Consider the following 13,394-nt stretch of genomic DNA (forward strand, 5'->3'; position numbering starts at 1 on the left):
GATCACCAGCAGGCTCAGGCAGATGTACGGCAGCAGGTGCAGGCCGTCAGCGGCCCACAGCAACGTCGGGATCCAGATGGCGCTCGTCGCCGCGGGTCTGTCGGGCGGGCTGACCGGACCGCTGGCCGGGTTCATCTTCCTGCCGCTGACGGCCGGTCTGGCGCTGGGCGGCGTGAGGCCGGTGCAGGCGGGGGCGCTCGGCGTCGGCCTGGCGGCGCTGGCGGGCCTGTTTTCGGCCTGGCTGACCGGGGCGGGGCCGCACCTGCCGACGCTGGCGGCGATCTCGGCCGTGATGACGGCGGGCGCGGCGGCCCTGGCCGTGCGGCTGTCGTGGCGGCAGAACGAGGCGCGGCTGAACGCGGCCGAGAGCGAGGCCGGCAAGGTCGAGCGCCTGCTGGCGGCCCAGCCGGGGCTGACCCTGGTGCTGGAGCGCTCGGGCCGGGTGCTGGCGGCCTATGGCGCGCCGCCGCCGGCCCTGCCGGTCGATCCCCTGTTCGAGCACGGGCTGATCGCGGCGGTGCACGCCCCTGACCGGCCCCGCCTGATGGCCGCCATCGACCGCGCCCTGCAGGGTCACGACGCGGCGGCGACCTTCGCGCCCCGGCTGGCGCTGGACCGGCGGGTGCGGCTGATCCTGCGGCGGCTGGACGATCCGGTCCACGCGGCGCCGCGCCTGATCGGCCAGGCCTTCGACGGCACCGGGCAGTATGCGCGCGAACTGGAGCTGGAGACGGCGCGGATCGAGGCCGAGGCGCGCGAAGCCGGCAAGAGCCGCTTCCTCGCCAATATGAGCCACGAGCTGCGGACGCCGCTGAACGCGGTGCTGGGCTTTTCGGACATCATGCGTCAGCGGCTGTTCGGGCCGATGCCGGACCGCTACGCCGCCTATGTCGACAACATCCACGAGGCCGGCGGCCACCTGCTGGAGCTGATCAACGACGTGCTGGACGTGTCGAAGATCGAGGCCGAGCGCTATGTGCTGACGCTGGAGCGGTTCGACGCCCGCGAGTTGGTGTCGGCCGCCATCGCCCTGGTGCGGGTCACGGCCGAGGACAAGGGCGTCATCCTGACCGCCATGCTGCCGTCCGAGCCGGTCGACGTGTCGGCCGACAAGCGGGCGGTCAAGCAGATCGCGCTGAACCTGCTGTCCAATGCGGTGAAGTTCACGCCGACAGGGGGGACGGTCACGGTCACCGTCGAGGCGGTCGGGCCCTATCTGGAGATCGTGGTGGCCGACACCGGCGTCGGCATCGCCCCGGAGGACGTGCGGCGGCTGGGCCGTCCGTTCGAGCAGGCCGGGGCCATCGAGCAGCGCCGGCAGGGCACCGGCCTGGGCCTGTCGCTGGTGCGCGCCTTCGCCGAACTGCACGGCGGCCGGATGAGCATCGACAGCACCCTCGGCGAAGGCACGGCGGTGACAGTGCGGCTGCCGGTGGCGCAGGTGACGCGCGCCGCGCCGGAGGGCGGGGCGGAGATCATCCCCCTGCCGGTCGCCGGCGGGAAATAGCGGCGGGGCGTTTTGCAGGGCGGCGCCCGACCCGCAGCAACCAGCGACAGGCATTTCGTGTGTAGTCGTGTGTATTGAACTTGCGGCGCAGGCATGCGTGTGTATAACTACACACATGAAGAGCGGCGACGTGATCGGTGTGCTGGAAGCGGATGGTTGGACTCGCGTGGCCCAGAAGGGGTCCCACGTTCAGTTCAAACATCCGACCAAACCCGGACGGGTCACCGTCCCGCACCCCAAGAGGGACCTGCAAATCGGGACCCTCAAGAGTATCGAGCGTCAGTCTGGCCTCAAGCTTCGTTGAGGTCGGATGCAAGGAGTCCGAATGTCCACTGTCATCTACGTAGCTATCGTCGAGGGAGACCAAGATCGGGGCTATAGCGCCTTCTTTCCGGATCTGCCCGGGTGCGTGACCGCTGCTGAGACGATGGTCGAGCTTCCATCAGCAGCGCGGGATGCGTTGAGCCTGCACCTTCAGGGCATGGCCGAAGATGGTGACGCCTTTCCCGAGCCCACGGCCCTCGAAGCCATCAAGGCTGATGCCGAAGTGAAGGAGGTCGGCCGCATCCTGGTTGACACCGAGGTCGAGGACGCCCCGGTTCGGGTCAACATCTCGATCGGCGCTCAATTTCTGAAGCGGGTCGATGTCGCGGCCGAGGCCCGTGGAATGTCGCGTTCGGGGTTTTTGGTGGAAGCGGCGAGGGCGGCGCTTGAGTCCCGCAACAGCGCGCTCACCATCGCCGAGCGGTGGGATCAGCTCACTCATGCTGTGGGTGCTGCCGGGGGCGCCGTTCCGGGACAGTATGCCGACGAGTACCTGGCGTTCCTGAGGTATGCGGGCGTCGCCAACCCGGACAACTATTCTCCGGGGAAGGTTGCTGGTCCGGTGCTCGAGACTTTGGAATTCGCGCCCGGTATCGATCGGTTGGTTTCCAGTACGGCCCTGGAGCGCGGCCTGCATGCCGCCGGGGGCCAGACCGTCAAGGTGCCTCGTACGTTCAAAGCCAAGCTTCTTTCGAACAAGGGCCGCTGAGACTACCGCGGCGCCGACTCAGCTTCCCGAGCTTCTGCCTCAATGGGGCGGCAAACCGCGTCTCCTGCCATCAGGGCAAACGAGAGGGGCGGGTAGCGGCACCCGGTGAACCCTTTCACCCGCTGAGCCGGGTGAGTGGGAGGTCGGTCACGCGGCTGCGACACCTTGACGTCGCCGGCGGGAAATAGCGGCGGGGCGCGGCCCCCATTCGGCCCGGTCCTGGAGAGCGAGGGAGGCTCTCCCCGGGACCGGGCCGTGACCCCTTGCGCGGGGTGTTGCGGCGTTCTCGGGGATTGGGCCCCTCCTGCGCAAATCTTGTAACGGCGCCGGCGCCGAAATTCCGGCGCGGGCGGCGTCAGCCGTCGATGTCGAGACCCGGCGCCAGCCGGCCGGTGTAGCGAAGCTGGGGCTTCTGCTGCAGCGGATGGAAGCGGGCGCCCTGCACGTCGCGGAAGGCGCGCCGGATGCTTCGGGGCTCCTACCGCCCTTTCCGCTTCTGCATGACGAAGCCGATGACCTTGGCCGCCGCCTCGAAATGCTCGCGCGGGATGGTCTCGTCGACGTCGACGGCGGCGTAGAGGGCGCGGGCCAGGGGGACGTTCTCGACGATCGGCACCTTGTGCTCGCGCGCCACCTCGCGGATGCGCAGGGCCAGGGCGTCGACGCCCTTGGCGACGCAGACCGGGGCGGCGTCGCCGGTCTCGTAGCGCAGGGCCACGGAATAGTGGGTCGGGTTGGTGACGATGACCGTGGCCTTGGGGACGTTCTGCATCATCCGCTGGCGGCTGCGCTGGGCCCGGATCTGCTTCAGCTTGGCCTTCACATGCGGGTCGCCCTCGGACTGTTTGTAGTCCTCCTTGATCTCTTCCTTGGTCATCTTCATCCGCTCGGCGAAGCGGTAGCGCTGCCAGATGTAGTCGGCCCCGGCGGTGAAACCGAGGAAGACGAGGGCCGAGACCATCAGGGCGATGGCGAGGTCGCGGGTCATCGGCAGGATCATCGCCGGCGACATGGCCGCCATGTTCTCGAGCTCGCGGACGTGCAGCCGCAGCACCAGCCAGCAGATCAGGACCACGGCGGCCAGCTTGAGGAAGGTCTTCAGAAACTGGACCAGGCCGTCGGGGCCGAAGATGCGCTTGAAGCCCTTGAGCGGATTGACCTTCGACCAGTCGGGTTTGAGCTTCTCGCCCGTGAAGATCAGGCCGGACTGGGCCAGATTGCCGCCCGCCCCGCCGACAATGGTCGCCAGCATGACCGCGCCGAGGAAGGGGGCGATGGCCCACAGGGCGCGGGCCCCGATCTCGACCCCGGCCCCGGCGTCGAGACCGCCCATCATGGCGTGGGGCGAGGCGATGAAGGGCAGCAGCTGCTCGGCCATCGAGGTGGCGAACCAGCCGCCCGACATCAGGATGACGGCGGCCGCGCCCATCAGCGACAGGGCCGAGGCGACGTCGGGCGACTTGGCGACGTCGCCCTTTTTTCTCGCGTCCGCGAGTTTTCGCGGGGTGGCCTCTTCTGTTTTCGAGTCGGGATCGGGCGCGTCAGCCACCGGCGCCTCCCGCGAAAACGCTGGCCAGGGCGCGGTAGCGGTCGATGAAGACCGTGCCCAGCACGCCGAGGCTGAGGGTGAAGATCGACAGGCCCAGGATGATGCTGAGCGGGGCGGCGGCGAAATAGACCTGGAAGGCCGGCATGACGCGGCCGACAAGGCCGGACGCCAGGTTGAAGATGATGGCGAAGACCACCACCGGCGCGGCCAGCTGGATGCCCAGGGTGAAGGCGTCGGCGACGGTGCGCACCGCCATGGCGGCGAAGTCGCCGGTGACGAGCGGCCGCACGGGGGCGATCAGCTCATACGAACCGACCAGGCCGGCGATGAACAGGTGGTGGGTGTTGGTGGTGAAGATCAGGGTCGTCCCCAGGATCATCAGGAAGGCCGAGATGGTGCTGCCCGGCGAGGCCTGGGTCGGGTTGGCGGTCTGGGCGAAGGCCAGGGTGGTCTGCAGGGCCACGACCTCGCCGGCGGTGGCCAGGGCGGTCAGGAACATCCGCAGCATGGCCCCGATGGCGAGACCGACGAGAACCTCGCGGATGATCCAGCCGGCCATGCCGCCGAGCGTCACCGGCAGGGCCGGCAGGCTGGCCGAGACCACCGGCCAGAGCACCAGCGACACCACCAGCGCCAGCGACAGGCGGATGCGCGGCGGCACATAGCTCTCGCCCACGCCCGGCAGCATCAGCAGCACGGCGCCGATGCGGGCGAAGATCATGGCGCCCTGCCAGACCTGGTCGGCGGTGGCGTAGGGCTCCACCCGGCTACATGCCGGCGATGCGCGCGGCGATGGTCCGCATGAAGCCGCCCAGCATGGCGCCCATCAGCGGCAGGAACAGCAGCAGGGAGACGAAGATGGCGATGATCTTGGGCGCGTAGATCAGGGTCTGCTCCTGGATCTGGGTCAGGGCCTGGAACAGGCCGATGACCACGCCGACGACGAGGCCGACGAGCAGGACGGGCGCGCACAACTGGATGGTCAGCCACAGGGCGTCGCGGCCCACATCCATCACTTCCGCGCCGTTCATGCTGCACCCCGGGAATCTACGCGGCCCGCGGCCGGGCCCTACTGCTACCGGGCAGAAAATGCCGGGAGCGTGGTTAACGGGGCGTTAGCGGGAGGACGCTGGATCAATTCCCCCGGTCCGGCGTAAAGCGGGGCATGACCGATGAAACCGTCTCCCGGGCCGAAGCCGAGGCCGCCGTCCGCACCCTGATCCGCTGGGCCGGCGACGATCCCGACCGCGAGGGGGTGCTGGACACCCCGGCGCGGGTGGCGCGCAGCTATCGCGAACTGTTCGCCGGCTATGAAATCGACCCGCGCGACTATCTCGAGCGGACCTTCGAGGAGGTCGGCGGCTATGACGAACTGATCGTGCTGAAGGACATCCGCTTCGTCAGCTTCTGCGAGCATCACATGCTGCCGGTGGTCGGGCGGGCTCACGTCGGCTACCTGCCCACCGACCGGGTGGTGGGCATCTCCAAGCTGGCGCGGGTGGTGCACGGCTTCGCCCGCCGGCTGCAGATCCAGGAGAAGCTGACGTCCGAGATTGCGCGGGCCATCCAGGAAGTGCTGCGGCCGCAGGGCGTGGGCGTGGTCATCGAGGCCGAGCACAGCTGCATGACCCTGCGCGGCGTGAACACCGCCGGATCGAGCCTGACCACCAGCCATCTGAGCGGCGTGATCCGCGACGACGCCCGGACCCGGGAGGAATTCCTGCGGCTGGTGCGGGGTTAGAACAGGCCGGCCCCGGCCCCCAGCGGCCCGGTCCTTGCGGAATTCGCCTCAGAGGAGGCGTTTCCGATGGCCTGGACCGCGATGTCGACCCGAAATGAGACAATCCCCATCGTCAGGGGGGGCTGGCTCGACGCGCTGCGTTTCATCGTGGCCGGGCTGATCATCCTGCATCACTTCCAGGGCGCGGGGCCGATCGCCCTGGCCGAAAGCTGGCATCCCGTGTTCGAGCGGGGCGGTTTCCTGCTGACCAACTTCTTCCTGATCGACAGCGGCTATGTGCTGATGCGGGTCTACGGCGCCTCGGTGGCCGGGGGCCGGATGTCGGCGGGCGACTTCCTTCTCAAACGCTATCTGCGGGTGCTGCCCGCCCACCTGATCATGGTGCTGAGCCTCGTCGTGCTGATCGTCGGCGGCGGCCTGCTGGGCTTTTCGCCCCGGGCCCCCGAGTGGTTCCGCTGGGACCAGCTGCCGGCGCAGGCGACCCTGACCCAGGCGTTCGGCGTCCCCGGCGGCCTCGGATGGAACGCGCCGAGCTGGTCGATCTCGGCCCTGATCGGCTGCTATCTCGCCTTCCCCTGGCTGCTGAAGGGCATCGCCCGGCTGGGGCCGTGGAGCGTGCTGGCGCTGGGCGTCGGCGGCTATCTGCTGGCCAACCAGCTGACCTGGAGCCTGCTGGGCTATCCGGTCTACCAGATGCCGATGGGCTACGGCTTCATCCGCGCCCTGCCGCTGTTCGCGCTCGGCATGGCGCTGGCCTGGTTCGCGCAGAAGGTCTGGATCAGCCCGAAGCTGGCCGGCTGGGCGGGCGTCGGCGCGGCGCTGCTGCTGGCCTTCGTGCAGTTTTTCGACAAGCACGCCCTCGTCTCGCTGGCCTGCATCTCGGTGATCATCCTGGCGGCGGGCGCGACGCCGACGCCGCGGCCCTCGAAATGGGTCGAGAAGGCGGCCCAGGTCTCGTTCTCGATGTTCATCACCAATGAGGTGGTGCGGATCGCCTGGTTCGGCGTCGCCAATGTCGCCATCGCCCGCTTCGCCCTGCCTGTCGGGGCCCAGTGGGCGCTGTGGGCCGGCGGCGTGGCCGCGGCCTTCGCCTTCGCCTTCGCCTTCCACTTCATGATCGACAACCCGATCCAGTCGCGCATCCGCGGCTGGCTGAAGGGACGGTCGCGGCGGCCCGCGGCGGTCACCCAGCCGGTGGTCTCGCTGGAAGGCTGATCTCCGGAGGGATCAGCCTGCGCAGGCTGAGGCCTCGCCGGCCTCGATCCGTCCGCCCTTCATCACCAGACGGGGCGAGCGGAGCGGGGCCAGACCCTGGGTGGGATCGCCCTCGACCGCGACCAGATCGGCCCAGGCGCGCGCGCGCAGGACGCCGAGCCCGTCGTCGCCGAGCAAGCGTCCGGCCTCCCAGGTCGCCGACTGAAGCGCCTCCGTCGGCGTCAGTCCGGCCTCGACATAGCCGTCCAGCGTCGCGCGCGAGCCGGCTCCCCGACCGGGGCCGTAGGGGAAGTAGAGGTCCGAGCCGAGGGCGATGGGCACGCCCAGCCGGTGGGCACGCATCAGGCGGTCGCGCCCGGCCTGCAGGTGACGCTCGACCTCCTCGCGGGGCGGCCGCTGCGGCCAGGCCAAGGTGAACTCCAGCGCCATCTCGAGCGACGGATCAGTCGGCGTCAGCCAGACGCCCTTCGACGCCATCAGGCGCAGGGTCTCGTCCGAAACCTCATAGGCGTGCTCGATCGAGGAGACGCCCGCCTCCACCGCCTCGCGAATGGATTCATCCGAGGTGGCGTGGGCGGCGACGGGAACGCCGTGGCGCCGCGCCTCGGAGACGATGGCCGCCATCTCGGCCACGGACAGGCGGGTGCGCTGGGGCGTGGCCTCGGGATACATCTTGATGACGTCGGCCCCGCGGGCGACCGCCTCGCGCACGGCGGCGCGGGCGTCGTCCGGGCTGGAGACGATGCGGTATTCGGCGTCGACGAGGTGATGCGGATCGGCCGGCATCGGCTCCAGCTGGCCGCCGGCGGGCGCGAGACCGGGGCCCGAGCCGTAGATGCGCGGCCCCTGCACGAGACCGTCGTTGACGCCGCGTTCAAGCATCAGGTCGAGGTAGCCGCCGGAATTGCCGAGGTCGCGGACGGTGGTGAAGCCGGCCTCCAGATACTGGCGTCCACGGCGCGCCCCGGTCAGCACCCGGTAGACGTCGCCCTGCGCCGCCTGGTCGCGGGCGGCGACCTCGGACAGGCCCTCGCGTCCGCGTTGCTCGAGCAACAGATGGGTATGGGCGTCGATCAGCCCGGGCAGGACCGAGCAGCGCGACAGGTCGATCACGGTCGCGCCCTCGGGCGCCGCCAGCCCCTGCCCGATCTCGGCGACGCGGTCGCCGCGGATCAGGATGTCGCGCGGTCCGACCATGCGGCCGGCTTCGGAATCGAACAGGTTTCCGGCCCGCACCACCGTGACCGGCTGCGGGCCGCGCTGGGCGGCGGCGGCGGTGGGGAGGCAGGCGGCGAGCAGGGCGGCGGCGGCGGCGAAGGTCAGGCGGGACATGAAGGCTCCGGACGGTGATCCTGACTGGAGGCCTGTTCCTAACCCGCCGGATGCGGCGGGGCGGATGAAATCGCCGTAAGATTGATCACGCCGCCGCCGAAGCCGTCAGATCGGCATCCGCATGATCTCCTGATAGGCGGAAATGACCTGGTCGCGGACGGCCATGACGGTTTCCAGCGAGGCCTCGGCCGAGGACACGGCGGTGACCACGTCGATCAGGCTGCCCTGGCCCTGGACCATGGCGGTCATCTGGGTCTCGGCGGCCTTGGAGGTCTGGGTCATGTCGCCCATGACGTTGCTGAGCAGGTCGGCGAAGCCGGACTGGGCCGGAGCGGCCGTGGGCGACGTGGGCATGGCCCCGCCCTGGATCGCCGCATAGGCCTTGGCCGCCATCATGGGATTCATCGGTCAGCCCCTATTTCTTCAGCAGGTCGAGGGTGCGGGCGTCCATCGACCGCGCCGTCTCGATGACGTTCAGGTTGGCTTCATAGGCCCGCTGGGCCTCGCGCATGTCCATGGCCTCGATCAGGGTGTCGACGTTGGGCCGCAGGACGTAGCCCTCGGCGTTGGCGGCCGGATGGGACGGGTCGTATTCCGAGCGGAAGTCGCCCATGTCCGGCCGGACCTCGGCCAGGGTGACGCCGGTGGCGCCGTCGATCTCGCGCGCCTGGAACACCGGGATCTGGCGCCGGTAGGGCTCGCCGCCCGCCACCTGCGCCGTGGACTGGGCGTTGGCGATGTTCTCGGCGATGACGCGCATGCGCGACTGCTGCGCCTTCAGCGCGCTGGCCGCGACCGACATGGCGCTGTTGCGGGGCGGGACGGGATCGGTCATCAGCTACTCCTCACGGCGTCAGCGACCCGGCGCACGGGCGGCCATGCGCAGCATCTGCATGGACTTCTGGTAGAGGCCGATGGCGGCGTCATAGGCCATGCGGCTCTCGGCCATCTTCAGCATCTGTTCCTCGACCACGACGGAATTGCCGTCGAGCGTGGTCTCGGAGTCGGGGGCCTTGTGGGCGTCAAAGCGGGCCGCCGGACCGGCGGGCGCGATATGCATGGCGCTGGTGCGGGTCATCTGCAGACCGCCGCCGCCGCGCAGGGCCGCCGCGAAATCGGCGGGCTGGTTCAGGTCGCGGCCGACGTAGCCGGGCGTGTCGGCGTTGGCGACGTTCTCGGCGATGACGCGCTGGCGCTCGTCCAGCCAGGTCAGGCGGCCCTTGATCTGGCTGAGCAGCGGCAGGTCGGTGATGGCCAAGGGCGTCTCCTCCCCTTCTGCGGATCGGGCGCGACTCGCCCACGGTTCGATGGGCAGAAACTGCCGCCTGCATGGTTAATGCGAGGTTATCTCAACGGCTCGTTAACCATGATCGGAAAGGCTGGGCGCGCCGGAACTGCTTCGCCGGCGGGGCGGCTGTCGCATGAATTTTCTCGATCTGGTGCGGGCGTTGTTCGCCCTGGCCATCACTCTCGGCATCATCGGCCTGGCCGCCTGGGCGGCCCGACGCTATGCGCCGCAGCTGATGGCCCGGCTGAGCGCCGAGCGCGGCGAGCGGCGCATGACCGTGGTCGAGACCCTGGTGCTGGACCCGGCGCGGCGGCTGGTGCTGGTCAGGATCGACGACGAGGAGCGGCTGCTGATTCTCGGCGAGGGTCGCGAACTGATCGAGCCGCGCGGGCCGGGAGCGGACCAGTGACGCTGAAGGGCGTCTTCGTCCTGCCGACGCGCGACGAGCTGAAGCGGGCGGCGCTGCTGTCGCTGATGGCCACCGCCCTGTGCCTGCTGTGGCCGCTCGCGGCCCTGGCCCAGGACGTTGCGACGGGCGGACCGGGCGCGGCGATCAACGTCGACCTCGGCACGGGCGCGGGTCTGACCGAGCGGGTGGTGCAACTGGTCGGTCTGATGACGGTGCTGTCGCTGGCGCCGTCGATCGTGATCATGACGACCAGCTTCGTGCGCATCGTGGTGGTGCTGTCGCTGCTGCGCACCGCGCTCGGCATGCAGCAGGCGCCGCCCAACGCCGTGCTGGTCTCCCTGGCCCTGTTTCTGAGCGCCATCGTCATGGCCCCGACCTGGCAGGACGCCTATGATTCGGGCATCCGTCCCCTGCTGGACCAGCAGATGGAGCTGCCCCAGGCCTTCGATGCGGCGTCGGAACCTGTGAAGACTTTCATGCTCGGTCAGGTGGACCGGGACGACCTCGCGCTGTTCACCCGGCTGTCCGATGTGGAGGCCGAAACGCCCCTCGTCGACCTGCCCCTGCGGGTGGTCACTCCGGCCTTCATGATCAGTGAGTTGAAGCGGGCGTTCGAAATCGGATTTCTCCTTTTTGTTCCGTTCCTTGTGATCGATCTGGTGGTCGCCAGCGTGCTCATGTCGATGGGCATGATGATGCTGCCTCCGGTAGTGATTTCCCTGCCGTTCAAGTTGATCTTTTTCGTGCTCGTGGACGGCTGGAGACTGGTCGCCGGAAGCCTCGTGGAGAGCTTCCAGCGAGCGTCCGGTAGCGGATAAATCCCCACCCCGTGGGGGTTTGGACGGCAAAGTCGCTTGCCAAGGGAAGAAAAAGCGGCGTCAATCCCTCCGTCATCGCCTCGAATTTGGGGGGCGAGCTTCAATCGGGAAACGACCCACAATGACCACTCAAGCCGAACTCATCGCCGCCGTCGCCAAGGACGCGGGCGTCTCGCAAGCCGACGCCGGCAAGGTTCTGACCGCCATCGTCGAGAACATCCACAAGTCCCTGAAGTCGGGCGGCGACGTGCGCATCTCGAACCTCGGCGTGTTTGACACCGCCGCCCGCGCCGCCCGCGAAGGCCGCAACCCGGCCACCGGCGCCACCATCAAGATCGCCGCCTCCAAGGCCGTGCGCTTCCGCGTGTCGAAGCCGCTCAAGGACGCGGTCAACAAGTAAGAACCCCAGGGTTCAGGCGGCCGGCCCTGCCGGGGCCGCCGCAGCAGCTTGAGGACGGGCGGGGGCCGAGGGTCGGTCTCCGCCCGTTTTCCGTCTGAGGTCCGCCTTCATGGTCGCGACCCAGCCGGCGAAGGTGTCGGCCGAGGCGGTCAGAGCGGCGAAGTCCGAGGCGGAGGAGCCCCCGCCCTGCCCCGTGTCGAGAGCGATCGACAGGGCCGGCTTCGCCCGCGCCCCGGCGACGAAGGGCCGGTAGTTGCGGGACAGCCGCGCCAGGGCGCCGGTGTTGCGGCCCAGCGAATAGCCGACGCCGGCGCGGATCAGCCGGGCCTCCTCGTCCGCGCTGAGGGCGGCGGGATCCTTGAAGCGATCGCCGAGGCGGGCCTCGTAGAGGGCGGCGGCCTCGGCCCATTTCTCCTGCTTCCACAGCACTTCGGCGCGGACGTCGCGGGCTTCGGGGCCGGAGTCGGAGCCCAGCACCTCCAGCGCGTGATCGTAGCGGCCGAGGCCGGCCAGCGCCCGCGCCTCCAAGGCCCGGCGCTCGGTGTTCAGCGCGGTCGGCAGCAGGGTGGTGCGCGAGCTCCAGATGGCCTGCAGCGCCGCCTCGGGCTGGCGATCCATCAGATAGACGGTGGCGAGATCGGTGGCGACCTGGGCCTTGGCCACCCCGTCCAGCCGGTTGTCGACCTGGTATTTCAGCAGTTCGGCGGCCTGGTCGAGCAGGTCGACGTCGACCAGCCGGCGCGCGAGGCGGCGGACCATCTCGTCGCCGTCGGCGCCGATCGGGGTCAGTTCGCGGAAATCGTAGAACAGGCCCAGCGCCTGCACCGGCTGGAGGCCGTCGGCGCCGCCCTCGAGGAACAGCATGCGGAAGGCCGCGCCGAGATCGGCCTGGATATCCGAGGCGCCCTCGAGACGATTGAGGCCGGGGCCGGCCCCCTTCAGGGCGGTCAGAGCCTCGCGATACAGGCCCTGGGACAGGTAGAGCTGTCCGAGCTGGCGGATCACGGCCAGTTCGGTCCCGTCGCCGCGCCAGCGCCAGCGCAGGCTTTCCAGGGCGGCGGCGGCGGCGGCGGGCTTCATCGCGCCCTTGGCCAGCGACAGGCGGACGACGGCCAGTTTGGCGGGGACGGCGACGGCGTCGAGCGGCGCGCGTCCGATGGCGGTGTAGACCGCCAGGGCGCGGTCCGACTGCCCGTCCAGCTCGAACAGCCGGGCCTGGACCAGACGGGCGGTCAGCTGATCGGCGGCCGGGGCCTCCTGGCTGAAGCTGTAGGCCAGCAGGGCGCGGGCGGCGTCGAGGTCGCCGGTCTCCAGCGCCGAGAAGGCGTGGGCCGCGCCGAAGCGGGCGCGCCAGGCAGGCGGGAAGGCGTCGACGGCCTCGGCGCCGGCCGCAAAGGCCCGACGGGCCGCAACGTGGTCGCCCTGGGTCGAGGCGATATAGCCGCGCCAGACGGCCGAGGCGGGATCCCCGGCCACGGCGGCGGCGGCGAAATCGCCCTGGGCCTCCTCGAAGCGGCCGATGGAGGCGCGGGCGGCGCCGCGCAGGCCGCGCAGCTCGGGCTCGCCGGCCATGTTCGGGGCCTGGGCGACGATGGCGTTGAGCACGCCGACGGCCTCATAGCCGAGACCCGAGCCGACGAGGAAGCGGGCGAGGGCGAACCGGGCCTCGATGGGCGCTCGGGGGTCCTCGCCGGCGGCCATGGCCTCGACGGCGGCGGCGTTCTGAAGCTGACGATAGCGGGCCGGAAAACCGGCGTGTCCGACCTCGGCCCACTGGCCCAGGATCAGGCCGGGATAGCGGGCGCGGACCGGCGCGCCGTCGGCGGAAGCGGCGTCCAGTCCGGCGGACGGCGGCGACAGGGTCAGGCCGCCGGGGCGGGTGAGGGTGACCAGATCGCCGTCGGCGTGGATCGCGAGATCGGTCGCGGCCGTCTCGACCGCGAGGCCGTGGGCCGTGGGCAGCAGGGCCAGGTCGACGGTCCTGCGGCGATCCCCGAAGCCCTTGCCGGGTGCGAGCGCGGTGACGGCGGCGAAGCGGTCGCCGACCAGCGGATCGGTCAGCCACACGGCCCTGGTGGCCCCAGCCATGCGGGCCACGAGGG

The 13,394-nt window shown here is 70.1% G+C and carries 16 protein-coding genes; 8 read left to right on the forward strand and 8 right to left on the reverse strand.

Features of this window, described 5'->3' with window-relative positions:
- From RDU12_RS05260 to RDU12_RS05270, 3 genes are all read left to right on the forward strand, one after another.
- The coding region (locus RDU12_RS05260) for a HAMP domain-containing sensor histidine kinase (RefSeq protein WP_308684215.1) at positions 1 to 1,507 on the forward strand (1,507 nt) is incomplete at its 5' end.
- A 115-nt stretch (positions 1,508 to 1,622) separates the two neighbouring features.
- Complete coding sequence (locus RDU12_RS05265; RefSeq protein ID WP_300290181.1) at positions 1,623 to 1,811, forward strand: type II toxin-antitoxin system HicA family toxin; 189 nt, start codon at positions 1,623 to 1,625, stop codon at positions 1,809 to 1,811.
- A 21-nt stretch (positions 1,812 to 1,832) separates the two neighbouring features.
- Positions 1,833 to 2,540, forward strand: a complete 708-nt coding sequence (locus RDU12_RS05270; protein WP_300290182.1) for a type II toxin-antitoxin system HicB family antitoxin — start codon at positions 1,833 to 1,835, stop codon at positions 2,538 to 2,540.
- Between the two features lie 478 nt (positions 2,541 to 3,018).
- On the opposite strand, the gene flhB is transcribed toward RDU12_RS05270, so the two are convergent.
- The 3 genes from flhB to fliQ are packed head-to-tail and all read right to left on the reverse strand — an operon-like array spanning position 3,019 to position 5,120.
- A complete protein-coding gene (flhB, locus tag RDU12_RS05275) occupies positions 3,019 to 4,089 on the reverse strand; it encodes a flagellar biosynthesis protein FlhB (RefSeq protein ID WP_300290183.1) in 1,071 nt (356 codons plus the stop codon).
- Positions 4,082 to 4,852, reverse strand: coding sequence for a flagellar biosynthetic protein FliR (gene fliR, locus RDU12_RS05280; protein ID WP_300290184.1), 771 nt, complete (start codon positions 4,850 to 4,852; stop codon positions 4,082 to 4,084). The genes flhB and fliR overlap by 8 nt, the downstream gene beginning before the upstream one ends.
- Before the next feature lie 4 nt (positions 4,853 to 4,856).
- Positions 4,857 to 5,120, reverse strand: coding sequence for a flagellar biosynthesis protein FliQ (gene fliQ / locus RDU12_RS05285; protein WP_300290185.1), 264 nt, complete (start codon positions 5,118 to 5,120; stop codon positions 4,857 to 4,859).
- A gap of 134 nt (positions 5,121 to 5,254) precedes the next feature.
- Here fliQ and folE point away from each other — a divergent pair, with 134 nt between their 5' ends.
- Positions 5,255 to 5,830, forward strand: coding sequence for a GTP cyclohydrolase I FolE (gene folE / locus RDU12_RS05290; RefSeq protein ID WP_300290187.1), 576 nt, complete (start codon positions 5,255 to 5,257; stop codon positions 5,828 to 5,830).
- Between the two features lie 66 nt (positions 5,831 to 5,896).
- On the forward strand, positions 5,897 to 7,045 hold the full coding sequence (locus RDU12_RS05295) for an acyltransferase (protein WP_300290188.1): 1,149 nt from the start codon (positions 5,897 to 5,899) through the stop codon (positions 7,043 to 7,045).
- Positions 7,046 to 7,057: 12 nt separating this feature from the next.
- Here the strand turns inward: RDU12_RS05295 and RDU12_RS05300 are convergent, their stop codons facing one another.
- The 4 genes from RDU12_RS05300 to flgB all read right to left on the reverse strand — a co-directional run bounded on the left by RDU12_RS05300 (position 7,058) and on the right by flgB (position 9,635).
- Positions 7,058 to 8,377, reverse strand: coding sequence for an amidohydrolase family protein (locus tag RDU12_RS05300; protein WP_308684216.1), 1,320 nt, complete (start codon positions 8,375 to 8,377; stop codon positions 7,058 to 7,060).
- Positions 8,378 to 8,482: 105 nt separating this feature from the next.
- On the reverse strand, positions 8,483 to 8,782 hold the full coding sequence (gene fliE / locus RDU12_RS05305) for a flagellar hook-basal body complex protein FliE (RefSeq protein ID WP_300292061.1): 300 nt from the start codon (positions 8,780 to 8,782) through the stop codon (positions 8,483 to 8,485).
- 10 nt (positions 8,783 to 8,792) lie between these two features.
- Positions 8,793 to 9,179: a flagellar basal body rod protein FlgC gene (flgC, locus tag RDU12_RS05310; RefSeq protein WP_300292069.1), complete on the reverse strand. Its 387-nt coding sequence runs from the start codon at positions 9,177 to 9,179 to the stop codon at positions 8,793 to 8,795.
- Between the two features lie 51 nt (positions 9,180 to 9,230).
- On the reverse strand, positions 9,231 to 9,635 hold the full coding sequence (flgB, locus tag RDU12_RS05315) for a flagellar basal body rod protein FlgB (protein WP_300292063.1): 405 nt from the start codon (positions 9,633 to 9,635) through the stop codon (positions 9,231 to 9,233).
- A 163-nt stretch (positions 9,636 to 9,798) separates the two neighbouring features.
- Here flgB and RDU12_RS05320 point away from each other — a divergent pair, with 163 nt between their 5' ends.
- The 3 genes from RDU12_RS05320 (at position 9,799) to RDU12_RS05330 (ending at position 11,292) form a co-directional block, all read left to right on the forward strand.
- The gene (locus RDU12_RS05320; protein WP_300292065.1) at positions 9,799 to 10,074 is read left to right on the forward strand and encodes a flagellar biosynthetic protein FliO; all 276 of its coding nucleotides are present in this window, start codon (positions 9,799 to 9,801) and stop codon (positions 10,072 to 10,074) included.
- A gap of 65 nt (positions 10,075 to 10,139) precedes the next feature.
- Entirely contained in the window at positions 10,140 to 10,892 is a 753-nt protein-coding gene (gene fliP, locus RDU12_RS05325; protein ID WP_300292071.1) for a flagellar type III secretion system pore protein FliP, read from the forward strand.
- A 121-nt stretch (positions 10,893 to 11,013) separates the two neighbouring features.
- Positions 11,014 to 11,292, forward strand: coding sequence for an HU family DNA-binding protein (locus RDU12_RS05330; RefSeq protein ID WP_183254606.1), 279 nt, complete (start codon positions 11,014 to 11,016; stop codon positions 11,290 to 11,292).
- A 12-nt stretch (positions 11,293 to 11,304) separates the two neighbouring features.
- Here the strand turns inward: RDU12_RS05330 and RDU12_RS05335 are convergent.
- Positions 11,305 to 13,394: hypothetical protein (locus tag RDU12_RS05335; protein WP_308684217.1), on the reverse strand; the 2,090-nt coding region annotated here is incomplete at its 5' end.

The organism is Brevundimonas sp. (assembly GCF_031082345.1).
Lineage (GTDB): Bacteria > Pseudomonadota > Alphaproteobacteria > Caulobacterales > Caulobacteraceae > Brevundimonas.

What these genes read in the sequence shown, in the direction of transcription:
- RDU12_RS05265 (WP_300290181.1), top strand. Translation starts at nt 1,623, where the DNA reads ATGAAGAGCGGCGACGTGATCGGTGTGCTGGAAGCGGATGGTTGGACT.
- RDU12_RS05270 (WP_300290182.1), top strand. Translation starts at nt 1,833, where the DNA reads ATGTCCACTGTCATCTACGTAGCTATCGTCGAGGGAGACCAAGATCGG.
- fliQ (WP_300290185.1), bottom strand. Translation starts at nt 5,120, where the DNA reads ATGAACGGCGCGGAAGTGATGGATGTGGGCCGCGACGCCCTGTGGCTG.
- folE (WP_300290187.1), top strand. Translation starts at nt 5,255, where the DNA reads ATGACCGATGAAACCGTCTCCCGGGCCGAAGCCGAGGCCGCCGTCCGC.
- RDU12_RS05295 (WP_300290188.1), top strand. Translation starts at nt 5,897, where the DNA reads ATGGCCTGGACCGCGATGTCGACCCGAAATGAGACAATCCCCATCGTC.
- RDU12_RS05300 (WP_308684216.1), bottom strand. Translation starts at nt 8,377, where the DNA reads ATGTCCCGCCTGACCTTCGCCGCCGCCGCCGCCCTGCTCGCCGCCTGC.
- fliE (WP_300292061.1), bottom strand. Translation starts at nt 8,782, where the DNA reads ATGAATCCCATGATGGCGGCCAAGGCCTATGCGGCGATCCAGGGCGGG.
- flgC (WP_300292069.1), bottom strand. Translation starts at nt 9,179, where the DNA reads ATGTCGGTCGCGGCCAGCGCGCTGAAGGCGCAGCAGTCGCGCATGCGC.
- RDU12_RS05320 (WP_300292065.1), top strand. Translation starts at nt 9,799, where the DNA reads ATGAATTTTCTCGATCTGGTGCGGGCGTTGTTCGCCCTGGCCATCACT.
- fliP (WP_300292071.1), top strand. Translation starts at nt 10,140, where the DNA reads ATGGCCACCGCCCTGTGCCTGCTGTGGCCGCTCGCGGCCCTGGCCCAG.
- RDU12_RS05330 (WP_183254606.1), top strand. Translation starts at nt 11,014, where the DNA reads ATGACCACTCAAGCCGAACTCATCGCCGCCGTCGCCAAGGACGCGGGC.